This window comes from Terrabacter sp. P5_B1, from assembly GCF_056400505.1.
This window is the reverse complement of sequence record NZ_JBFULD010000028.1, coordinates 1-20162: the sequence shown is the minus strand read 5'-3', so window position 1 is coordinate 20162 and position 20162 is coordinate 1. Positions and strand designations below refer to the sequence as shown.

Annotated in this window: 21 protein-coding genes, 1 tRNA gene and 6 pseudogenes; 11 read left to right on the top strand and 17 right to left on the bottom strand. The window is 70.3% G+C overall.

The window, feature by feature from the left end; genetic code table 11:
* Nucleotides 1-2022: HAD-IC family P-type ATPase (locus tag AC1DP0_RS03940; protein WP_478082576.1), on the top strand; the 2022-nt coding region annotated here is incomplete at its 5' end.
* A gap of 151 nt (nucleotides 2023-2173) precedes the next feature.
* Entirely contained in the window at nucleotides 2174-3412 is a 1239-nt protein-coding gene (locus AC1DP0_RS03935) for an MFS transporter (protein ID WP_478082575.1), read from the top strand.
* 192 nt (nucleotides 3413-3604) lie between these two features.
* Here the strand turns inward: AC1DP0_RS03935 and AC1DP0_RS03930 are convergent, their stop codons facing one another.
* The 3 genes and pseudogenes from AC1DP0_RS03930 to AC1DP0_RS03920 all read right to left on the bottom strand — a co-directional run bounded on the left by AC1DP0_RS03930 (nucleotide 3605) and on the right by AC1DP0_RS03920 (nucleotide 6022).
* Complete coding sequence (locus AC1DP0_RS03930; RefSeq protein ID WP_478082574.1) at nucleotides 3605-4033, bottom strand: GNAT family N-acetyltransferase; 429 nt, start codon at nucleotides 4031-4033, stop codon at nucleotides 3605-3607.
* Nucleotides 4034-4144: 111 nt separating this feature from the next.
* Nucleotides 4145-5167 (bottom strand): annotated as a pseudogene (locus tag AC1DP0_RS03925) (phosphotransferase); the annotation flags it as partial.
* A gap of 462 nt (nucleotides 5168-5629) precedes the next feature.
* On the bottom strand, nucleotides 5630-6022 hold the full coding sequence (locus tag AC1DP0_RS03920) for a nuclear transport factor 2 family protein (protein WP_478082573.1): 393 nt from the start codon (nucleotides 6020-6022) through the stop codon (nucleotides 5630-5632).
* A 423-nt stretch (nucleotides 6023-6445) separates the two neighbouring features.
* Here AC1DP0_RS03920 and AC1DP0_RS03915 point away from each other — a divergent pair.
* The 6 genes and pseudogenes from AC1DP0_RS03915 to AC1DP0_RS03890 form a co-directional block, all read left to right on the top strand.
* Nucleotides 6446-6645, top strand: a pseudogene (locus AC1DP0_RS03915) (helix-turn-helix domain-containing protein); the annotation flags it as partial.
* 398 nt (nucleotides 6646-7043) lie between these two features.
* Nucleotides 7044-7301, top strand: coding sequence for a type II toxin-antitoxin system Phd/YefM family antitoxin (locus AC1DP0_RS03910; RefSeq protein ID WP_478082572.1), 258 nt, complete (start codon nucleotides 7044-7046; stop codon nucleotides 7299-7301).
* Between the two features lies 1 nt (nucleotide 7302).
* Nucleotides 7303-7560: a Txe/YoeB family addiction module toxin gene (locus AC1DP0_RS03905; protein ID WP_478082571.1), complete on the top strand. Its 258-nt coding sequence runs from the start codon at nucleotides 7303-7305 to the stop codon at nucleotides 7558-7560.
* Between the two features lie 510 nt (nucleotides 7561-8070).
* Entirely contained in the window at nucleotides 8071-8418 is a 348-nt protein-coding gene (locus tag AC1DP0_RS03900) for an STAS domain-containing protein (protein ID WP_478082570.1), read from the top strand.
* A 37-nt stretch (nucleotides 8419-8455) separates the two neighbouring features.
* A pseudogene (locus tag AC1DP0_RS03895) lies at nucleotides 8456-8818 on the top strand (MEDS domain-containing protein); the annotation flags it as partial.
* Nucleotides 8819-8939: 121 nt separating this feature from the next.
* Nucleotides 8940-9386 (top strand): ATP-binding protein, encoded by a 447-nt coding sequence (locus AC1DP0_RS03890; protein WP_478082569.1) that lies wholly within the window; start codon nucleotides 8940-8942, stop codon nucleotides 9384-9386.
* A gap of 36 nt (nucleotides 9387-9422) precedes the next feature.
* On the opposite strand, the gene AC1DP0_RS03885 is transcribed toward AC1DP0_RS03890, so the two are convergent.
* The 7 genes and pseudogenes from AC1DP0_RS03885 to AC1DP0_RS03855 form a co-directional block, all read right to left on the bottom strand.
* Complete coding sequence (locus AC1DP0_RS03885) at nucleotides 9423-9611, bottom strand: hypothetical protein (protein WP_478082568.1); 189 nt, start codon at nucleotides 9609-9611, stop codon at nucleotides 9423-9425.
* A gap of 22 nt (nucleotides 9612-9633) precedes the next feature.
* Complete coding sequence (locus AC1DP0_RS03880; RefSeq protein WP_478082567.1) at nucleotides 9634-10374, bottom strand: AAA family ATPase; 741 nt, start codon at nucleotides 10372-10374, stop codon at nucleotides 9634-9636.
* The gene (locus tag AC1DP0_RS03875; RefSeq protein WP_478082566.1) at nucleotides 10266-10553 is read right to left on the bottom strand and encodes an ATP-binding cassette domain-containing protein; all 288 of its coding nucleotides are present in this window, start codon (nucleotides 10551-10553) and stop codon (nucleotides 10266-10268) included. Before AC1DP0_RS03875 ends, AC1DP0_RS03880 begins: the two co-directional genes overlap by 109 nt.
* Nucleotides 10550-11533, bottom strand: coding sequence for an NAD(P)-dependent alcohol dehydrogenase (locus tag AC1DP0_RS03870; RefSeq protein WP_478082565.1), 984 nt, complete (start codon nucleotides 11531-11533; stop codon nucleotides 10550-10552). The genes AC1DP0_RS03875 and AC1DP0_RS03870 overlap by 4 nt, the downstream gene beginning before the upstream one ends.
* Nucleotides 11534-11712: 179 nt before the next feature.
* Nucleotides 11713-12495 (bottom strand): DUF4386 domain-containing protein, encoded by a 783-nt coding sequence (locus AC1DP0_RS03865; RefSeq protein WP_478082564.1) that lies wholly within the window; start codon nucleotides 12493-12495, stop codon nucleotides 11713-11715.
* Nucleotides 12496-12562: 67 nt separating this feature from the next.
* A complete protein-coding gene (locus AC1DP0_RS03860; protein ID WP_478082563.1) occupies nucleotides 12563-13285 on the bottom strand; it encodes a DUF4389 domain-containing protein in 723 nt (240 codons plus the stop codon).
* A gap of 372 nt (nucleotides 13286-13657) precedes the next feature.
* Nucleotides 13658-13810 (bottom strand): annotated as a pseudogene (locus AC1DP0_RS03855) (transposase); the annotation flags it as partial.
* Between the two features lie 1089 nt (nucleotides 13811-14899).
* On the opposite strand from AC1DP0_RS03855, the gene AC1DP0_RS03850 reads away from it, so the two are divergent.
* Nucleotides 14900-15085, top strand: a complete 186-nt coding sequence (locus AC1DP0_RS03850; protein WP_478082562.1) for a hypothetical protein — start codon at nucleotides 14900-14902, stop codon at nucleotides 15083-15085.
* Nucleotides 15086-15278: 193 nt separating this feature from the next.
* Here AC1DP0_RS03850 and AC1DP0_RS03845 read toward each other — a convergent pair whose 3' ends face one another.
* The 5 genes and pseudogenes from AC1DP0_RS03845 to AC1DP0_RS03825 form a co-directional block, all read right to left on the bottom strand.
* Nucleotides 15279-15467, bottom strand: coding sequence for a hypothetical protein (locus AC1DP0_RS03845; RefSeq protein ID WP_478082561.1), 189 nt, complete (start codon nucleotides 15465-15467; stop codon nucleotides 15279-15281).
* 210 nt (nucleotides 15468-15677) lie between these two features.
* Nucleotides 15678-16001: a helix-turn-helix transcriptional regulator gene (locus AC1DP0_RS03840; protein ID WP_478082560.1), complete on the bottom strand. Its 324-nt coding sequence runs from the start codon at nucleotides 15999-16001 to the stop codon at nucleotides 15678-15680.
* A 35-nt stretch (nucleotides 16002-16036) separates the two neighbouring features.
* Nucleotides 16037-16294: a hypothetical protein gene (locus tag AC1DP0_RS03835; protein ID WP_478082559.1), complete on the bottom strand. Its 258-nt coding sequence runs from the start codon at nucleotides 16292-16294 to the stop codon at nucleotides 16037-16039.
* Nucleotides 16295-16819: 525 nt separating this feature from the next.
* Nucleotides 16820-16987: pseudogene (locus tag AC1DP0_RS03830) on the bottom strand (transposase); the annotation flags it as partial.
* A gap of 471 nt (nucleotides 16988-17458) precedes the next feature.
* Entirely contained in the window at nucleotides 17459-17881 is a 423-nt protein-coding gene (locus tag AC1DP0_RS03825) for an IS110 family transposase (protein ID WP_478082578.1), read from the bottom strand.
* Between the two features lie 92 nt (nucleotides 17882-17973).
* On the opposite strand from AC1DP0_RS03825, the pseudogene AC1DP0_RS03820 reads away from it, so the two are divergent.
* Nucleotides 17974-18411, top strand: a pseudogene (locus AC1DP0_RS03820) (tyrosine-type recombinase/integrase); the annotation flags it as partial.
* Between the two features lie 14 nt (nucleotides 18412-18425).
* Here the strand turns inward: AC1DP0_RS03820 and AC1DP0_RS03815 are convergent.
* Nucleotides 18426-18502, bottom strand: a tRNA-Thr gene (locus tag AC1DP0_RS03815).
* A 214-nt stretch (nucleotides 18503-18716) separates the two neighbouring features.
* Here AC1DP0_RS03815 and AC1DP0_RS03810 point away from each other — a divergent pair.
* A complete protein-coding gene (locus tag AC1DP0_RS03810) occupies nucleotides 18717-19646 on the top strand; it encodes an NADP-dependent oxidoreductase (protein ID WP_478082577.1) in 930 nt (309 codons plus the stop codon).
* 93 nt (nucleotides 19647-19739) lie between these two features.
* Here the strand turns inward: AC1DP0_RS03810 and AC1DP0_RS03805 are convergent.
* Nucleotides 19740-20162, bottom strand: a 423-nt coding sequence (locus AC1DP0_RS03805; RefSeq protein ID WP_478082558.1) for an alpha/beta hydrolase, incomplete at its 5' end; no start/stop codon positions are given.

The following is a 20162-nucleotide window of genomic DNA, read 5'->3' as shown; positions in this document are numbered from 1 at the left end:
CTCATCGCGAGCGCCGGGCTCGAGCTCGACGAAGCCAACCTGACCGGCGAGTCCGACCCCGTCCCCCACGACGAGGGTGACGACATCCTGTCCGGCACGAGCGTCGTCGCCGGGTCAGGGCGCTACCTCGCGAGCAAGGTCGGGGCCGATGCCTACGTCAACCGGATCGCTGCTGACGCAAGGAAGTTCACGCGCACCCGGTCCGAGATCCAGGATTCGATCAACACCCTGCTGACCTACATCACGTGGGTCATCGTCGGAGCCCTGCCGATCGCGATCTGGTCGCAGTGGCGCACGGTCGGCGACCAGGGCTGGCGTGAGGTCGTCATCCGCTCCGCGGCCGGCGTGGTCGGCCTCGTACCCGAGGGGCTCGTGCTCCTCACGTCGGTGGCCTTCCTCCTGTCGGCGGTCCAGCTGACGCGTCGCAACGTGCTCGTGCAGCAGCTGCCCGCGGTCGAGGGCCTGGCGCGCGTCGACGTCGTCTGCATCGACAAGACGGGCACGCTGACCGCCGGCGAGATCTCCTTCGAGGATGCGCGGCCGCTCGACGGGCAGGACGACGACGAGATCCGCTGTGCCCTGGGCGCGCTCGCCGACGACCCGAACGCCAACGGCACGCTGACGGCGGTGGCTGCAGCCGTCGAGTCGCCCGGCTGGGAACGCACGCAGACGGTCCCGTTCAACTCCTCGCGCAAGTGGAGCGCGGCCTGCTTCGCCGAGCGCTCGACCTGGGTTCTCGGCGCGCCCGAGGTGCTGCTCGCCGCCGACCCCCAGCCGTCGCCGCCGCAGGTGATCGAGGAGATCCGAGCCAGGGTCGCCGAGCTCGCCGACACGGGCCTCCGCGTCGTGCTCCTCGCCCGCAGCGAGAAGCACCTCGCCGACGCCACGCTGCCGGCCGACCTCACTCCGGCCGCGCTCGTGACCCTCACCGAGCAGGTCCGCGTCGACGCCCAGGACACCCTCGCCTACTTCGCCGGGCAGGGCGTCGCCGTCAAGGTCGTCTCCGGCGACAACCCCGCCACGGTCGCGGCCGTCGCACGTTCGGTCGGGCTCGACGTCGGCGAGCCGGTCGACGCCCGCCGCCTGCCGGACGACCCCGACGCGCTGCGCGAGGCGCTGGCGACGCACACGGTCTTCGGTCGCGTGACGCCCGAGCAGAAGCGTGCCTTCGTCCACGCGCTGCAGGCCGACGGTCACGTCGTCGCCATGACCGGAGACGGCGTCAACGACGCCCTCGCCCTGAAGGACGCCGACATCGGCGTCGCCATGGGCAACGGGGCCCAGGCGACCAAGGCCGTCGCCGAGCTCGTCCTGCTCGACGGGAGGTTCTCGCACCTGCCCGACGTGCTCGCCGAGGGGCGCCGCGTCATCGGCAACGTCGAGCGCGTCGCGAACCTCTTCGTCGCGAAGAACGCGATGAGCCTCGTGGCGATCCTCGCGGCCGCGGTCATCGCGGTGCCGTTCCCGTTCCTCCCCCGGCACCTGACGCTCGTGTCGGCCGTGACGATCGGGACCCCGGCGTTCTTCCTCGCCCTCGGTCCCAACAAGCGCCGCTACCTCCCGGGCTTCCTCGGTCGCATCCTGCGCTTCGCGGTGCCGTCGGGGGCCGTCGCGGGGCTCGCCGTCATCGCGTCCTACCTCCTGGCCGGCAGCGGCTACGGCGTGCCGCGCGAGGAGTTCGCCGACCGGTGCACCGTCGAGGCCGGTACCAGGACCGTCACCGACGTCGCGTGCTGGCAGCCCGGCAGCGGCGCCACCATCACGCTCCTCACCGTCTTCTTCTGGATCCTGGTCGTCCTCGCCCGGCCCTTCCGACCCTGGAAGGCCGCCCTCGTCGCCGCCATGGTCGGTCTCGCGGTCGCAGCCTTCCTCGTGCCGTCGGCCGCCCGCTTCTTCAACCTCGACGCTCCCCTGCCGCTCGTGTGGCAGTCGCTCGCCGTCGGAGCGGTCGGGGCCGGCCTCGTCGAGGCGATCTACCGCCTCTCTCCGTCCGTCCGCAACGCCCACCACATGCGCGACTGAGCGCGACAGGGCGCGGTTGTCGCGTGGTCCGGCGCCGCGGCCGTCGCCCGGACGTCGTAGAATCGAGGCGCACAGGGATCCGGCGTGACCTGATGGGCGGGTAGGCACGCAGCCGTGTCGCGCACCCCGCGACCAGATCCGGAGCCGCCCCGTGTCACCCATCGACTCGTACCGCCACCTCTTCGGCCTCACCGGCCGCACCTACATCGTCGTCGCGTTCCTGGCTCGTCTGCCGCTCGCGATGAGCCAGCTGGGCACCCTCCTGCTCGTGTCCGCCGCCACCGGCAGCTACGGCGCAGGCGGCTTCTGTGCCGGGGCGCTCGCCGTGGCCAACGCCGTCGGGGCACCCTTCTGGGGCGCCCGGGCCGACCGGGTGGGTCAGCGCCGCGTCGTGGCCCTCCAGTCCGTCGCGGGCGGCCTCGGCATCGTCGGCGTCCTCGTCGTCGTGGCCGCCGGACTCCCGTGGGGCGTCGCCGCGGTCGCGAGTGCGATCGCGGGTCTGCTCCTGCCGCAGATCGGTCCGCTGGCTCGGGTGCGGTGGCGGCCCATCACGGCCGCCACGGGATCGCGCCAGCACGGCCTGGTCGACGCGGCCTTCTCCTACGAGGGCGCTGCCGACGAGGCGTCCTTCGTCCTCGGCCCGGCGCTCGTCGGGCTCGGGGTGTCCGTCGCCAGCCCGACGGCAGCCCTGGCCCTCGCGGCGGCCGGCCTCACCGTCTTCGGCACCTGGTTCGCCCTGCACGAGACCGCGGAGGTGACGCACGCGGCGACCGCGAGGACGACCGGCGCCGTGGGCCCGCTCCTGACGCCGGCCCTGATCGTCCTCGGCGTCGCCCAGCTGCTCGTCGGCAGCGTCTTCGGCTCCGTCCAGACGGGCACCTCGGTGCTCGCCACCGCGGCCGGCTCCCCGGGCCTGACCGGCTACTTCCACGCCCTGCTCGGCGTCGGCAGCGTCATCGCGGGCCTCGCGGTCGCGGGGCTGCCGGCCCGGTTCGGGCTGTCGACGCGGTTGCGCTGGTTCGCCGTCGGCCTGCTCGCGCTGTCGGCCCCGTTGCTGCTCGTCGGTTCGCTGGCGGCGCTCGTTCCCGTCCTGCTCGTGCTGGGCTGCACCGTCGCGCCCTACATGATCACGACGTTCACCCTGGGCGAGCGCGTCACGCCGCCGTCCCGCACCGGCGCGGCCATGACGGTCCTCGCCGCCGCGACCGGTCTCGGCTACGCGGTCGGCGCCGCCCTCGCCGGGCGCCTCGCCGACTGGGGCGGCCACACGCCGGCGTATGCCGTCACCGTCGGCGCCGGCGCAGCCGCGGTCCTCGTGTCGTGGGGGGCGCGTCGCATTCTCGAGCGCGCCGAGCCCCGCCGCCAGCCGGACCCCGCCCCGCACTCCTAGGCCCCGCCAGTCCCGCCCCGGCGGAGTTGGCGCAGCCCCAGGGCCCGAACCAGTCCGCCAGTCCCGCCCCGGCGGAGTTGGCGCAGCCCCAGGGCCCGAACCGACCCCGCCAGTACCGCCCCGGCGGAGTTGGCGCGCTCCGCAGACCCGAACCGACCCCGCCAGTCCCGCCCCGGCGGAGTTGGCGCGGGGTCAGGGGCGCAGGCGCATCCGCATCGCCGGCCAGGCGGTCGAGGTTAAGCCGAGCTCTTCATACAGGCCCGATCCCTCCCCGGTGGCGAAGAGCTCGACCACCGTGGCCTCGGTCTCGTCACGCAGCCAGTGGAGGACCCCGACGACGCAGCATCGCGCCAAACCTCGCCGCCGCGCCTCGGGCAGCGTCGCGACGTTGTTGACCAGACCCCAGACGCCGTTCGGGTTGACCGGCGACGGGGTCTCGAAGCGCAGGCCCGCCATTGCCCCGGCAACGACCGTCCCGTCGGCGTCCTCGGCCAGCACGACGCAGGCCCGCGACCCGCCCAGCTCCCGCACGAACCACGCGGTCGCGGCCTCGCGCCAGCCGGGGTCGTCGACGCCCGGGACGCCCATGGCCGAGAACATCAGGGCCCGGAGCTCCGTCACGGCAGCGGCGTCGGCGGGCGTCGCACGCCGTGTGGTCCACGGGCCCTGTGTCGCGTGCCCCGCCGCCTGCCCCGTCGCCCGCCCCGTCGCCGGCCCTGGTCGTGGACCGGGTCACCGGAAGGTCCCACCCGTGAAGGCCGGCGCGAGCGGCACCTCGGTCGCGGCATACGTCGTCTCGACGGCCCGGGCGAGCCGCAGCGCGACCTCCGCCAGCTCAGGCAGGGCGCGTCCGTCGGCCGCCGTGCGCAGGAAACCCAGCACCCGGTCGGRCATGCGCGGCATCGGCTTGACCGGGTTGGTGCGTTGGGGCTCGCCGTCGACGAGCGGGCCGAGAAACCAGCTGCCCGCCAGCCACGCCCAGCCCTCAGTGGCGAGGTCGAGGTCGTGGTCGAAGCCGGTGCCGAGCACCTCCGGCCAGACCTGCCCGACCGACTGCCGCCAGCGGTCGAGGGCCACCTGCGCTGCAGCGGCGTCGAGCGACCACGCGCACCAGCACGTCGGCCACGGCACCCGGAGGTAGGCGGCGTCCCACGCGATCGGTCGCCACACCGCGAACTCGAAGTCGAGAAGTGCCGGGTCGCCTGCGTCGGGGACGAGGTTGTTGTCGGGGCACATGTCGGCGGCCGAGAGGCTGCTCGCGTCGACCCGGAACCGCTCCGGCACACCGACGAGCACGTCGAAGGTCCCCCCGGGCACGTCCACGTCGAGGGCCGTCGCCAGCCGGGCCCACTCGGTCGCGGCCGTGGCGAGCTGCCCGGGCACGTAGTCGAGCTYGATCCGGCTCTCCGCCAGACCGGTGGCGCGAGCCAGCACCCCCACCTCGAAGGCCTCGCGGGTGTCTCGGCCCGCGCGGTGCAAGCCCGCCAGGGCCGTCGCCCAGACCGACAGCGTCTCGGCCGCCAGGTCAGCATCGGCGCCGAGCAGCGCGTCGGCGAGGTGCGTCCCCTCCCCCAGGTCGGCCATGACGACGAGTCGCGGGTCGCTGCTCTCGGCGACCAACTGGGGGGTTCCGGCGAAGCCCGCGAGCGCCGCCAGGGCCGAGGCCTCACGGGCGTATGCCTCCCGTCCGTCCTCGCCGAGGTAGCGCTTGACGACGAGGGACCGCCCAGCCGAGCGGACCCGCACGACGAGGGGTTCGACGGCTGCCGGGGAAGGCGTCGCCCATCACCTCGAGTCGCTCGCCGACGAGCCCCAAGTCGGCCCGAAGCGTGTCGTCCAGCAGGTCCGGGTGCGGGGACGGCGAGGTCACAGTCACCGGCGTCACTGTGCCAGATCGCGAACCCAGGAGCGGACTCCACGGGCGCCTGGCCAGCTCGGCCGCATACCTCTCATTCACGGCATTCAAAACTTCTTGCACAAATTCGGCGAAACCCGGTACATACGGCCATGGGTTGATTACTGTCACACATGTAACACCCCCCCGGCTGGCACGCACCCCCCATCCGCTCCAGCCTCGAAGGAGTCCGTTCTGCGCGCGCAGGCGGGCTCCTTCGCAATTCCCCCGCGTATGCCGTGACCGCGGTCCTCCGGTCACAGCTCAGCGGCCCTCGGCCCGACGTCTCGGCGTATCCGCCGCAGCAGGAGCCAGCGCTCCGACTAGTCCCAGAACTGGTCGTTGCGGGCCGTGTCCTCGAAGAACTGGCGGGCCTCGGTGACACGGCCGTCGCGAAGCTCGAAGACGATGACGGCGTTCTGCTCCAGGCTGTTCGTGCCACGAGTGGCCTGGTTCCGGTTCAACGCCACCGTGTGGTTGTCGCCGCCCACGACCTCGTCGAGGGTGACGACCAAGGTCCCACCCGAGCGCGTCATCAACTCGCCGAAGAGGGACAGGATCTCATCCCGCCCGTGCTTCGTCCCCGAGAGTGACCCACTGCCGGGCACGTGCCAGACGGCATCGTCAGCGAAGAGCTCAGTGAGGGTGGCCATGTCACCGGCACTGAACGCCGCGTACCCACGGCGGATGACCTCTACGTCCTCGGTTGTGCCCATTGCCGATCTCCTTCCTTGCCCGACTGCGACGACCGTTGCTGAACCAAACAACGCTATCCCCGGCGTCCGGACCGTGTCCCACGAACAGCCGAGCCGCCGGTTCACGGGGTGCGGAGCCAGGGCCCACCCCGCGCGCCGACGAGCGGGCGGCCCGAAGCAAGGGGCACCCGGGGACCTTTCGGCAGGCTCGGGGCAAAGGAAAGACCCCCGACTCTGGCGAGTTGGGGGCCTGACCTGTGGTGATGCGTGGAGCCGCTTGTCGGAATCGAACCGACGACCTATTCGTTACGAGTTCGTCCTCGGCGCGATTTCGAGCCGAGCTGACGCTGCTGTCGACGGCAGCTGAAAACCGACCCCGTGACAGCAGGTGAAAACTGACCCCTGCCGGATCCTGTCCTCAACTGCGAGGGCGGGAGGAAGCGGGTGTTGTCTGTGGAGGACTGGGCTGAGATCCGTCGACTGCACAAGGCCGAGGGGATGCCGATCAAGGTGATCGCGCGGACCATGGACTGCTCGAAGAACACCGTGAAGAAGGCACTGTCCGCGTCGGGCCGCCGTCCTACTCCCGGGCCCCGTCCGGGTCGGTGGTCGACGCGGTGGAGCCGTTGATCCGTGACTATCTTGGGCAGAAGCTCGCCATCGGCCCGGGCCTACGCGCACCAGACCGTGACCATCCACGTCGCCGAGACCACCGTGACGGTCGAGGCCGACGGTGAGACCCGCGTCTTCCGTCGGACCAGCACCAAGCCCGTGCGTAGCATCAAGGGACATCGGCCACGGACCGCTACCTCAGTTTCCTAGCCGGAGTGTCAAGCATCAGGTGACACAACTCCGTCAAGCATCTGGTGAGTCAAGACACGACCTCGGGTAGGCGTCCTGTCCCGGCTGATGGGCGACGGCGACGCGCCACCTGATGTGCGACACCTGACACGACGTCAGCGGCAACTGAGTAAATGGGCGTGCGCACGCGGCTTGCCTCGAACTCCGCCGGGACGTACAGTTTTCTGTACAGGAGGCGGCCATGAAGACGATGAGCTACACAGAGTCCCGCGCCCACTACGCCGAGGTGCTCGACGCCGTCGCCAACGACCGCGAAGAGGTCGTCATCACCCGCGCCGGGCACGAGCCGGTTGTCATCGTCTCCCTCGACGACTACGAGTCATTGCGGGAGACCGCCTACCTGATGCGCTCGCCTGCCAACGCCCGACGCCTGCTCGACGCGATGGAGCGTCTCGAGGCCAACCGAGGCCAGACCCACGATCTCATCGAGACCGAGTGACGTGCTGCTCGTCTGGGACGAAAATGCCTGGGACGACTACCTGTGGTGGCAGACGCAGGACCGCAAAGTGCTCAAGCGCATCAACGCCCTGCTGGTCGACATCCAACGCAACGGCAACGAAGGCATCGGCAAGCCCGAGGCGCTAAAGCACGACTTCGCCGGCTACTGGTCCCGACGAATCACCGACGAGCATCGCCTCGTCTACAAGATCACCAGCGATGAAGACCGCATCGCTGCCTGCCGGTACCACTACGGATAGCCGCTCGATCTGCGGCATGAGCAAGCATTCATTGTTGGCCCACCATGTCGTTCGCGACACCGGAAGTGGATCAGCGCGGCGTCGTCCTGCGCTCACTCGGCCAGCGGCGCGGGAGCCGCGGTCGTGCAGGGCATCTCGCATACGGCGAGGACGCGAGGGACGTTGCCCGGCCCATGGTTGGCCCAGCCCGCTCGCGACGGGTGTGCGCGTACCGGTCATGTTTCTGAGTGCGCCGCCCGGCACCGTGGGGCGGGCTACGTTCGCGAAGGATCCGCGACAGTCGGTCGTGACGCTGGTGCGAGCGTTGGGCCGATCGCTCGTCGTCTTTGGGTGGCGGCCCTGGTCCGGACGGTGTTCGCGACCGGGTATTGGACCGAGGTGTGGCACATGCTTGCACCCCGCGTTAACGTGGAATGCGGTAGGGGCCGCGACCTGGCCGTTCCCCATGATGGGGCGGCCGCGGAACGGCCTGTGGCGACGTCGTCGAGCGTCTGTGGGGAGGTCACAAGCGTGCCGACGGATGCGCTAACGATCTCGTTCCTCGGCGATCCGGTTCGCGTGGTGATTGTCGGCGAGATCGACCTGGACACTCGTGAGCAGTTCAAGGCCGCCCTAGCGCGAACCTTCGGCAGCGACGGCGAGACCGTGTTGGACCTGAGTGGGGTGCCGTTCATGGACACCCACTCGGTGACCGCCGTGGTGCACTGTGCCAACCGACTGTTCGGCGAGGGCGGGCTGTTGATCGTCCATCGTCCGCCGCCGTCCCTGCGCCGCATCTTCGAGGTGCTGTGGGGAGGCGACGGTGGAGCACGGCTCTTCATCTCCGAGAAGCAACAAGAGCGGGGAGAGCGTGAGTGACGCTGACGGCGTCCACGCCGGGCTGGTGCACGAAGCGATGCTCTACCGCGGCGACGCCGAGTTCGTCTCCGGGGTCGTCGGTCAGGTCCGCGCCGCGCTTGCGGCTGACCAGCCGGTCCTGGTGGAACTGCCCGGCGCCCGCGGCGACTTGATCCGAGACGCCCTCGGAACTGATGCCGAACGGGTTCGGTTCGGCGACATGGCCGACCACGGCCGCAACCCCGGACGCATCATTCCCGGCGTCATGCACGACTTCGTCGTTGGCCACCTCGACCGCCGGGTGGTGATCATCGCGGAGTCGACCTGGGCGACACGGTCCGCGCCCGAATACGCCGCGTGCGTGGAACATGAGGCGCTGACCAACCTGGCCTTCGCCGGGCAGCAGGTCAGCATCCTGTGCCCGTACAACCTCACCGACCTCACAGAACACGCTGTCGCCGACGCCGAGCGCACCCACCCGACGCTGTGGCAACACGGAGCGCGCCGCGTGAGCACCGCGTATACGGGAACCGCACGCGGTGGTGGACTCGATCGCCGCGCTGCAACCGCCGACGCCCGCGCGTGCTCGACGACTCGACTACGCCTTGGTCTCGCAGGCGCGGCACGCCGCCACGGAATGGGGCAGACGCGCCGGATTGACCGAGGACCGCCTCACCGACCTGATCATCGCGGTAAGCGAAGTCGGCGGCAACAGCGTGGCGCACACCGGGCACGGCGGGTCACTGCTGTGGTGGCAGAACGGCGACTCCCTGGTGTACGAGATGCGCGACGGTGGCCACATTCAGGACCTGCTCGCGGGGCGGGTGCCACCCCCGCCCGAGGCAGAGTCCGGGAGGGGCCTTCTCATGGTGAACCTGCTGTGCGACCTCGTCCAGGTCAAGACAGGCCCGTCGGGCACCGCGATCCGACTGTGGATGACTTTGCCGGCCCAGGCTCAGGGGCAGCAGCGAAGTGGCGGGGCACACTGACCCGCGGACCGCGGCTTCCGTTGTCAAGTCGCGCACTCACCCCGAAGGCGGGGCCGGCCCCCCGTTGGCCGGAGTCATCATGGAGCGATGGGCGTCGCGAGCGCTGCTGACAGGTGTGACCGAGGCGGAGAACGGAGCAGAGGGCCGACCGCGCGGGACGCAGCCGCCGAGGAAGCGGATCGCGAGGCCACCGAGCGCGACCGAGCGGCGGCCGAACGCGATCATGCGACTGCTCCTACGCTCGGTGCTATCGCGGCTGGGTCCGTATCGCGCTCGCGCTGGGTGTCGGCGGTGAGCTCGAGGAACATCCCCTCCAGGCCGGCGCCTTCGGCCGGGCGCCGTTCCACCAGTGGCGCGCCGGCCTTCGGGGCGAGCTGGCCGACGACGGCAGCGTCGGCGTCGACCCGTAGGGTGCCGTGCGCGTCCGAGCTGTCGTGCTCGGTGTGGCCGATGCCGGCGATCGTGAGCGCTGCGCTGAGCAGGGCGACCTGCGGGGTCCGGACCRGGTCCCMGCCGAGGCGAGCAGCTCGAGCTTGGTGCCCTGCGCGACGATCCGGCCGTTGCCGATGACGACGAGGTCATCGGCGATGACCTCGATCTCGTGGAGCAGGTGTGAGGACAGCAGCACGGTGGCGCCCCCGTTGGCGTAGTCGCGCAGCAGGTCACGCATCCACCGGATGCCGGCCGGGTCGAGGCCGTTGGTCGGCTCGTCGAGGATCAGCACCTCAGGGTCGCCGAGCAGCGCTGCCGCGATCCCGAGGCGCTGGCGCATCCCGAGGGAGTAGTCACGGATCCGGCGTCCGGCTTCGTCGGGGGTCAGGCTGACGAGGTCGAGCACCTCGTCGACGCGCCGAACCGGCTGACCCATGATGCGCTGGCTCAGTGAGCATCTCGCGCTCGGTGCGACCCCACGTGCTGGGCCGAGGCGTCGAGCAGGACGCCGACCTGCAGGCCGGGGTTCGGCAGCTCGGAGAAGTGGCGACCGCACACGTGGGCGGTGCCGCAGGTCGCCGGAGTCAAGCCGACGATGACGCGCATCGTCGTCGACTTGCCCGCGCCGTTGGGACCGAGGAATCCGGTGACGCGGCCCGGCGAGGCGGCGAAGGAGACGCCGTCGACCGCGACGAACTTGCCGTAGCTCTTCGTGACCGACTCGACGGTGATCATCCGACCACCCCGAGCGTGATGGCGACCTTGCCTCGGACGGCGCCGGACTCCAGACGCCGCATCGCCTCAGCGGTCTCGGCGATCGGGTAGGCCCGATCGACGCTCGGGACCAGTTCTCCAGCCTCGAGGAGGACGGCGAGCCGCTCGTAGTCCGAGCCCCGCTCCTTGGCAAGCACGCTGGTGAGGCGCTGCCGACCGAACAGCGAGCGGAGTCGAGCTCGCAGCTGCCGGCCGATCGTACCGCCCGTCCAGTCGCCGCCTCCCTCGCCGCCGACGAGGACCAGCGTGCCAGTCGGCTTGAGCGCCCGGCGTAGCCGGGTGAGGTCGGACAGCCCCGCGATGTCGATGATGACGTCGTAGTGCCGGGAACCGTCGGCGAAGTCGTCCCGCTCGTAGTCGAGGACGTGGTCGGCTCCCAGGGCGCGGACCAGATCGTGCTTGGCGGCGCTGGCCAGCCCGGTGACCTCGGCGCCGACGGACCTGGCGAGCTGGACGGCATACGACCCGACTCCGCCGGAGGCGCCGATGACGAGCACCTGCTGTCCTTCGGTGACGCCCCCAGCGTCGAGGACTGCCTGTAGCGCGGTGCCACCGGAGACGGGCACGACGGCGGCTTGCTCCCAGGTCACGTTCACCGGGCGGCGAGCGAGCTTGTCGGCGCGGGCTGCCGCGTAGTCGGCGACCGATCCCGGGGCGACCCCGAAGACCTCGTCGCCGATGCAGAAGGCAGTCACCTGCGAGCCCACCTCGACGACGGTTCCGGCGACGTCGCGGCCGATGACCGGCTGCTTGGGCGTCCGCAGCCCGAAGGCGAGGCGAAGCAGTCGTGGCTTGCCCTCCATGAGATGCCACGTCCCGCGGTCCAGCCCGGCGGCCCGCACGGCCAGCAGCACCTCGTGGGGGCCGATCTCAGGTCGTGGAACCTGCGTCAGGCGCAAGATGTCGGAGCTGCCGTAGCCGTCCTGGACGACTGCGTCCATGGTGCCGGCTGGGCGCTGGCCCTGACCAGGCATCCTGGGCCGGCCCGGTACTGCTGCGGGATCGAGACGGCGCACAAGGTCGCCCGTCGATGCTGCCGGTTCGCTGCCGAGGTCGGTGCGTTCAGTCGGAGTCGCCGAGGTCCCGGGCAGGTCAGTGCGGGCGCCGCGCCCGGGGCTCATCAGCTGCTACTGACGAGGAGGTCGGCAGCTATGGCGGTCCCATACTTGCTCGGCTTGAACCCCTTGGTGACGAGCCAGATGCCGAGGGTGAGCTCAAATACGGCGACGGGCAGAGCCGCAAGGAGGGCGATCGGCGAGACGTTGGAGTAGGCGCCGAAGAAGATCGCGATGTCGGAGATGAGCAGCAGCGGGGCGCCGATGAAGGCGATGATGGGCAGGAAGCGAGGGACCAGCGCGGACCTGTAGAGCACGTAGCCGATGAGCAGGTCGCAGAAGACGGGCATGAGGCTCCCGGAGAGCAGGAACGTCCAGGTGTAGTTGGCGAGCAGGCTGTGCCCCATGGTGACGAGGAATGCGGGGTTCGCGCCGGCGGTGCCGGCGACGTCGGTGCGCAGGGTGAGGATCGTCAGCATGCTGACGACCCCGACGAAGATGAGGCTGGTCTCCACGACCCGTGCGGTGACAAAGCCGAGGGCGGCGGTCTGGCTGACCCGTTTGGCCACCGGGTAGAGCACCACGGCGGTGCCGGTGCCGGCCAGGCCGACGATGACCTCGGAGAGGGCGCCCCACAGCACGCCGGTGTCGCTGCCCGCGCCCAGGATGAAGGCGCCGACGTTGTCCTTGACCGGTTTGTAGAGCGCGAGCGTGGGGATCGACACGAACGTGATCAAGTACAGCACCCCTGCGGTCAGCGAGATCCTCCGCATCGGGTCCATCCGTCGATGCGGCGTTGCGGGTCCCGGCGCGATGGTCGTGGCTGGGCTGTGCGTGGCTGAGGTCATGACGTGCTCCTTGGGGTTCGGGTCGTCGGTGTGATGCCTGGCGTGGTTCGCTCGCCGGGCACTGCGGTCACAAGACGGCTGGCGCTGGCGTCAGCGGGGTCTTGTCGGCCGCCGGAGCGGCGGGGGGTTCGGTGCCGCCGACGTCGAGCCGGAACGGCGGGTAGGCGTCGGTCATCAAGCCGGTGTAGGCGGCGACGCGGAAGACCCAGCGGTTCATCCCCAGCACGAGGTCGTACAGGCCGCGTGGGTAGCGGTCGGCGAACAGCAGGGCAATCCCGGCGATGAGGACGAGCAGACCGATCAGGCCGGAGCCGTACAGCCAGGCGTCGCCGTGGTTGACCTGGTTGTAGCCGCCGAACGCGGCACCGGTGAAGACCCCGATGATCAGGTACTGGGGCACCGCGAGCAGCCACCACTTCACGAGCACGAGCCCACGCGAGAGCGACGCCGGGTAGTCGACCTCGAGCCGTGCCGGGTAGTCGGGGACGTCCTTGAGCGTGAACGGCGGGTACCGGTCGGTGCCCAGGGCGCCGTAGGAGTAAAAGCCCACGCGCCAGGACCATCGCAGCACGCCGACATTGAAGGTGAACAACCCCACCGGGTAGCGGCCGGTGAACAGGATCGCGAAGAACGCGATCACGCTCACCACCGCGAACGCCAACCACAGGAAAAGCAAGATCACGTAGTGCGGGATGGCGAGCAGCCACTTGACGAGCCAGAGGCCCCGGCTCAGCGTCGGGGCGAGCTCACCGGTGAGGCGAAGGGGGTAGGGGCGTGCGTTGGTGTCCATGACTGGGCCTCTCTGTCGCGCAGTCGCGACGGTGGCTGAAGGGGCGCCCCTGAAGTTCGGCCGGACCGGGTGGCCCGACGAGCTCACGCTCGAGCGTTCCGTCAGGCCACGGGGGCGTGCCCCGAAATGGTGTTCTCGACGCTACGCGCGCAACAGGTAACTAGCAAGCGATCGCTAGAATTGAGTTTCGGCATCGTCACCGACCTGACCGACGCGGGGTACGTCGTCAAGGAGAGGGACGGCCGGCGTAACCGCTTCGCTCACGGACCGCGCCGACGGCGCCCGCTTCTTGGCCGCGTAGTACGTGCTCGGGGCGATCTGCGTCCCTGCCTCTGTCAAGACGGTGCAGATCGGCTCGACCTCGGCCTGCTGGACCCAGTTGCGCAACGTCTCCGGGTTGATCCCGAGCTGGTCACCGACCCGTTGCAGTGCACCTTGCTTGGTGGCCGGACTACGCCGCAGATCGACGGCCATCCTGATCGCGCGCTCCCGGAGCTCGTCCGGGTACTTCCTCGGTGCCGCCATGACTCTCATCCTTCCGTGGAATGAGAGCCTCCATCAGACCCGGAACGGGACAATCGAGGACAGCCGCGGTTACGCCGTCGGCGGTCGGGGCCCGTGCCGTCCGGATGCACCATCACTGGACTCGGGGCTTGCCACCCTGCCCCGGCTGCAGGGTCACGCCGGCTCCTTGAGGTGTCGGTGGGTTGGTGGGCACAGGTGTCAAGGCACCGGTTGGTGCCGGGCAGGGGCGCGTTGGGGCAGGTGCCGCCGTTGCGGGTGCGGGCCCCGCAGAGCCTTGGAATCTCAGCCATGCACCGCCCTCGGTCGCGGGGGCGCCGGCAAGCCGTGGCCGGGCTTGCCCGTGCGACGACCGTCTGGGGGCCGAGCCGCCGGGTACGTGAGCAGTACCGCCGCTCCAAGGCTTCAGCAGAGTGGCACGGTCGGTGGCGTTGGCTGCGTCGTCGTCTGGTCCCAACCCCACTCTGGGGGCCCAGATGGCGACGTTGTCGGCCTGCACGGGGTGGCCCTGGTGGCCGGTCATGGGTGCGGCCGGCTGGTGGTGCTCCTCGTCGTCGGTCTCGTCCTCGCCGCCGGCGGCGGGTCGATCGGCGCCCCCGAACGCGCGATCTTCAGCGTCTTGGCGGCGGTGGCCATCGCGTTCGTCCGACGGGCAAGGACTTCGCCTCGACGCCAACCTCATCAGGGCACCTGTGAAGCCGCACCGGCCCTGTCGTCGTCCATCACTCTGGCGCTCACCCGGACGCTGCGGTGCCCGCGGAGGACCCGAAGGGCCTGCGGATGACCCCATGAAGAAGCAGTCGGCGGTTGAACCGCGACGGCCCTTCGGGTCCTTCGCCTTCAGCCGACTCTGGTCAGCAGTTGGGCTGAGAGCCACTGCTGCACCAGGACCCGGTCTGCTCGATGATGTAGGCGACGAGTGCGAACTAAGCGCCGTCACGCTGCTGCGAGTCGGCGAGGATGCTGGGACGTGGGTCCCACCTCGTCTCATGGGCCCCTGTGTCCGGCCCGCCGTCCAGAGATCCGAACGGACGGACGCTCAGGCCTTCGTGACAATGGACAGCCGCCGGCGTGCAGCGGAGAGTGAAGAACATGTCGACAACATCCGGCCCCAACCCCGCACAGGACCTGCCGGACTGGGCCTTGGGTCAAGCGATGAACGATCTCGACGACGACGACACCGCAGGCCGGGACGAGCGGGCGCAGGAGCTCGTGCGCGCCTTTGAGGACGAACAGCACAACGAGGATGACGACGCCGATGCGGGCGGCGAGGGGTAGTCCCAGTGCTCGCCGCCCGGTGACGTCAACACCCGCGTGGGGAGGTCATGTCGTAGCAGACACCGGGGGGCGACGACATGACCTCCCCAGGACTGGACCGCCGCGACCGGGTGGAGCGTCTCGATAGTGAGCCTCTCAACGCGCCTGACGCCATGGGGCCATGATCCCCAGTGCCAGGTCCGGCGGCTGTGGGCTAGCCGGGTTGGTCGTCGGTCTTGTTCACGACAGCCTTCGTCCAGCTGCCCGGTATGTAGATGGCCAGCGGGAGGTAGCCGCGGCCGGTGTGGTAGTTGATGACTAGATGGCCCTCCTGGAGCTGGAAGTGCACGCCGTCTTCGTGCACCTCTTGGCCGCCGTCGGAGGTGGTCACGGTGACTGGCATGGCTGCTCCCTTCACGGCCCCCGCGATGTGGGGCGTCTGGTGACCATTTTGGTTGCCGCGTCGGCCCGGGCCAAGCACGTGCCGCTGTCGGTGCATGCCAGCGATCCAGCCCGGGCGTCGCAACGGCCTCAAGGCCGGGCACCGACCAGCGACCCAGCAACCGGCTCTGCCGTGGCTCGCGACGACTGTCCTGCTTGACGCCCCGCCGCGTCATGCCTTGATCGGTGACCGGCGGCGTGCCACCGGAGCTACCGCGCCGCTGTCGCCGATCAGCACCGCGAGCACCTCGCCAACCGTTGTCGAGCGGATGACGGGCCCAGGCAAGGGCAGGTGCCCTTGAACTTGATACCGGTTGCGCCGACCGTCCTTCTCCTTGACCACGTAGCCGGCGGTGGCGAGGTCGTTGACGATGGCGTAGGCACTCCGCTCCGTCACGCCCAGCGCGGCAGCGATGTCGATGAGCCGGACACCCGGATCGTGAGCGATGCACAACAGTGCCTGAGCGTGGTTGGTCAGGAAGCTCCACTCAGCCATGTCGCCGAACCTACACCCTCGTTTCTAGAACTCGACTACGAGCCTGCGTTGAGAGCCCCGCGCTCCAGGGTCTCGAGTCTGGCGACCTGCACCAGGTCCTCCCGCTCGATGCCGCGGCCGTCGTAACGGCCCGCGATCGAGGAGCACAGGTCGAGGTAGAGATGCACGACCTGCTCGACGATGCGCTCGCGCTCGTTGCCGGTGCCGGCCGAGGCGAGCCGGGCGAACAGATCGCTCGTTGCCGCGTCGCGTTCGACGAATGACAGGGAGGTGTGGGCGGGGTAGTGCGCCATGACTCTCGTCCGATGTTCGGATGACGGAGTCGGCACTGCGATTGGACCGCTCAGACCTCTTGAGAGTCGCACGGTCCTGTGAATGCACAAACGCCGGCGCCACCACGTCACTCGGGCGCCGAGCTGGCGACCGAGGCGGGTCGACGAACTAACAGGGGCATTTGAGTTCCTAAGGAAAGTCAAGCTGCTGGTCGGCTCGTAGGCTGGGTGGYGACGGGCCGGGATGTCGAAGCGCTCAGCGACCTCTGTGGCACCCGGCTCGTCCTGTGCTTGAGGCGTTGCGGGTTGCGGCGGCTGGCGTTTCTTGGCGCGGACGGCTGGGTCGACCTGGTGGTGTTCCTCTGACGATGCGTCGCCCGTCGGCTTCGGTGATCGCGGTGCCGTCGAAGTCGCGGATGACGTAGGGCTGCCCAGCTGCCCGGCCCTGAGGCAGGCGGCGATCCGGGTGAGCAGGGTGGTCGCGACGTGACAGATCGCGGTGTCGTGGTGGCGCCCGGCGTTCATCGGCCGCACGTAGGTCGCGGTCAGTTGTGGGTCGGCCCGGCGGGCCATGTCCGCGGCCATCCACAGGGACTGCCGCAGCAGCGTGTCGCCGGCTTTGGTGATGCCGCCACGGTGCTCGCTCTGGCCGGTCTGCCCGGACTGGGTGACCTTGGGGACCAGGCCGGAGTAGGAGCGGATCGCCGGGAGGCTGCTGAACCGGTGAGGTCACCGAGCCGGGCGGTGATCGCGGCCGCCAGGACTGGCCCGACTCCCGGGGCGGTGCGGGCGATCTGGAGCGGGTCGGCCTGCCGGTACAGTCCGGCGATCCGCTCATCCGCCCGCGGATCTGAGCCGTGAACACGAGCGCTTGCTCGGCCTCGAGGGCCAGGTCGGCGCCGAGCTGGGCGAAGTCCATCCCGGCCCCGTCCCACAACACGATCGACTCGTGGGCCACCGCGAGCAGGTGCTCGGCCTTGTCGTGGTGCCACTGGCCGTGGGAGTAGCGAATCAGGAACTGTCCCAGACGTGCTCGGCCCAATCGGAGCAGAGCCCGGGGGTCGCCGTACCGGGCCAGCAGGTGCAGGGACGCGTTCCCGTACTCGGTGCCGAGCTCTTCGTACCAGCCCGGCCCGAGCAGCTCGAGCAGGGCATCGATCCGCGCGAACACGGCCGCGCGTCTCGTCACCACCGAGAAGCGCTGTTTGGTCGCCCCACGCAGTGGGTCCGCCGGTCCCTCACCGGTGTGGGGGCGCAGCCCCTCGGGGTGCAGCAGCGGCAGCCGGGCCAGCAGGGCGGAGTCGAACGCCGGTCGTCCTTGGTGCGCTGGGAGTAGTAGGCGCGAAGGTCCGCGGACTGCGTGGTCGGGACGAGCACCACCTTCACGCCACGGCTCTTGAAGCAGGCCGCGACCGGCGCCCACGCGATGCGGGTCGGCTCCATCACGACCGTCAGCTCCCCCGGGTCACAGCCCAGGTCGGCCCACAAGGCCTCCAGGTCACGCACCCGGGACTGGAAGGTGCGCCCGGTCCACACCAGCCGCCCCTGATCATCGGCCAGCGACGCCACGTGCGGCGCGCGGCAGGCCAGATCGATTCCCAAGGTCACTCTCACCGGCAACCACCCCTCTTCCTCGTCGACACGGTTCACGGTTCGCCCGACGGACCGCTCTCGACAGCAGCTCGAAGGGCGGCCTCTACGTCGACACGCTGAAGGGCCGCCGCTCGCGCACCGTCGCGTTGCCGGCGGCAGTCGTGCCGATCCTCGACCTCTGGAGCGCCGGCAAGTCGCCCTCCGACTGGCTCTTCAGCGCGCCCGGAGGCGGGCCCCTCTCGGAGTCCAACTGGAAGCGCTCGGTCGGGTGGCGTGAGGCCTGTGCGGCCATCGGCCGTCCGATCCTGCGGGCTCACGACCTGCGGCATACGGCGGCGTCCATCTGGCTCGGAGCGGGCGCCGACCCGAAGGTGGTCCAGCGCATCCTGGGGCACGCCTCCGCCGCGATGAGGATGGACCTGTACGGCCACCTGATCGACCGCAACCTGTGGGAGGCGGCGCAGAAGGTCGGGGGCACCACGGGGGCATCTGAGGCCGTCGCGGGCAAGGGAAAGGCCCCCGTCTCTGGCGAGATGGGGGCCTGACCTGTGGTGTTGCGTGGAGCCGCTTGTCGGAATCGAACCGACGACCTATTCATTACGAGTGAATCGCTCTGGCCGACTGAGCTAAAGCGGCTGGTTGCGACCGTCACCGCGAGGGCGACCGGACACGGAGGTTGAGTATACGCACCACCCCTGCCGGAGAAAAATCGCCGCCTGACCGCCTGCCCGTCGGTGGGAATGCGGAACCGTCCACCCGGGCTTGACCTCGAGGAGACCGCGACAGAACACCACCCGCGAACCCGAGGAGACCACCGATGACCGAGACGAACGAKGCCACCGCACCGACGATGCGTGCCATGACCTACGACACCTACGGTGGGCCGGAGAACCTCGCACTGACCGAACAGCCGCGGCCCGCGGTCGGGCCCGGCGAGGTGCTCGTGCGGGTGCGTTCGGCATCGGTCAACCCCGTCGACTGGAAGCTGATGTCGGGCGGCCTCGATGCCGTCATGGACGTGCGCTTCCCGGTCGTGCCGGGCTGGGACGTCGCGGGCGTTGTCGAGGCCGTCGGCTTCGACACCCCGGAGTTCTCTCCCGGGGACGAGGTGCTCGCCTACGCACGCAAGGACTACGTCCACGGAGRCACGTTCGCCGAGCTCGTCACGGTTCCGGTGCGGGCCCTGGCCCGCAAGCCTGCCTCCATGTCGTGGGACGAGGCAGCCGGCCTGCCGCTCGCCGGACTCACCGCCCTGCGCCTGCTGACCCGCCTCGAGGTGAGCAAGGGCGACACGGTGCTCATCCATGCAGCGGCCGGCGGCGTCGGTTCGCTAGCCGTCCAGATCGCGCGGTCGCTCGGGGCCAGGGTCATCGGCACGGCATCCGAGCGCAACCACGACCGCCTCCGTGAGCTCGGTGCCGAGCCGGTGGCCTACGGCGACGGGGTCGTCGAGCGCGTCCGGGCACTGGCGACCGAGGGTGTGGACGCCGTCGCGGACTTCGTCGGGGAGGTGCTCGACGTCACGACCGCCGTCCTCGCCGAGGGCGGACGGCACGGGTCCATCGCCGACGGCTCGGTTGCCGAGTCCGGTGGGCACTACGTCTGGGTGCGCCCCGACGGCGACGCCCTCACCCACCTGACCTGGCTCGTCGAGGACGGTGCGCTGTCGGTGCCGGTCGCGCGGACCTTCCCGCTCGAGCAGCTCGCGGACGCCTTCCGGCTCAGCGCGGAGGGTCACACGGCCGGCAAGATCGTCGTGCAGGTCTCCACGGGAGACTGACCTCGGGTCCGTCCATGACAGGAGGGCAGCGACCGCCGGTTGCTGTTGGGTCGCTCATGGGTCCTGACGGGTCACTGAGAGGTGACTGGTGGGTCAGGACCCGCAGCGGAAGTCGTCCTGAGGCGCCTCGAACCGGGCCAGGTAGCCGTCGACCACGGCGTTCGCGCAGTCGTTGCCGTTGCCGTACGCGCCGTGACCCTCCGCCGAGACGGTGACGAACCGGGACCGGACGATCTCCCCGGACAGGGCCTCGGTGTCCTCGATGGGCGTCGTCCGGTCCCCGTCGTTGCCGATGACGAGCACCGGAGTCGACACGTCGGCTCCCACGAGCAGCGTCTGGCGGCGCACGCCGGTCCACCCGTCGCACGGGTCGGTCGACGGCGGCAGGATGCGCGCCCAGAGGGGATGGTTCGTCAGGACGTCGGAACTGGGCACCGCCGAGTCCCACGGCGACGGCGGCCAGTCGGAGCAGGTGACGAGCAGGTGCGAACGCGTGAAGGAGGCGGGGGCGTAGGT

Coding starts and splice junctions, on each gene's coding strand:
- AC1DP0_RS03920 (WP_478082573.1), bottom strand. CDS start 6,022: ATGGGCACAACCGAGGACGTAGAGGTCATCCGCCGTGGGTACGCGGCG.
- AC1DP0_RS03910 (WP_478082572.1), top strand. CDS start 7,044: ATGAAGACGATGAGCTACACAGAGTCCCGCGCCCACTACGCCGAGGTG.
- AC1DP0_RS03885 (WP_478082568.1), bottom strand. CDS start 9,611: ATGATCGCGTTCGGCCGCCGCTCGGTCGCGCTCGGTGGCCTCGCGATC.
- AC1DP0_RS03875 (WP_478082566.1), bottom strand. CDS start 10,553: ATGATCACCGTCGAGTCGGTCACGAAGAGCTACGGCAAGTTCGTCGCG.
- AC1DP0_RS03870 (WP_478082565.1), bottom strand. CDS start 11,533: ATGGACGCAGTCGTCCAGGACGGCTACGGCAGCTCCGACATCTTGCGC.
- AC1DP0_RS03865 (WP_478082564.1), bottom strand. CDS start 12,495: ATGACCTCAGCCACGCACAGCCCAGCCACGACCATCGCGCCGGGACCC.
- AC1DP0_RS03860 (WP_478082563.1), bottom strand. CDS start 13,285: ATGGACACCAACGCACGCCCCTACCCCCTTCGCCTCACCGGTGAGCTC.
- AC1DP0_RS03850 (WP_478082562.1), top strand. CDS start 14,900: ATGTCGACAACATCCGGCCCCAACCCCGCACAGGACCTGCCGGACTGG.
- AC1DP0_RS03845 (WP_478082561.1), bottom strand. CDS start 15,467: ATGCCAGTCACCGTGACCACCTCCGACGGCGGCCAAGAGGTGCACGAA.
- AC1DP0_RS03840 (WP_478082560.1), bottom strand. CDS start 16,001: ATGGCTGAGTGGAGCTTCCTGACCAACCACGCTCAGGCACTGTTGTGC.
- AC1DP0_RS03835 (WP_478082559.1), bottom strand. CDS start 16,294: ATGGCGCACTACCCCGCCCACACCTCCCTGTCATTCGTCGAACGCGAC.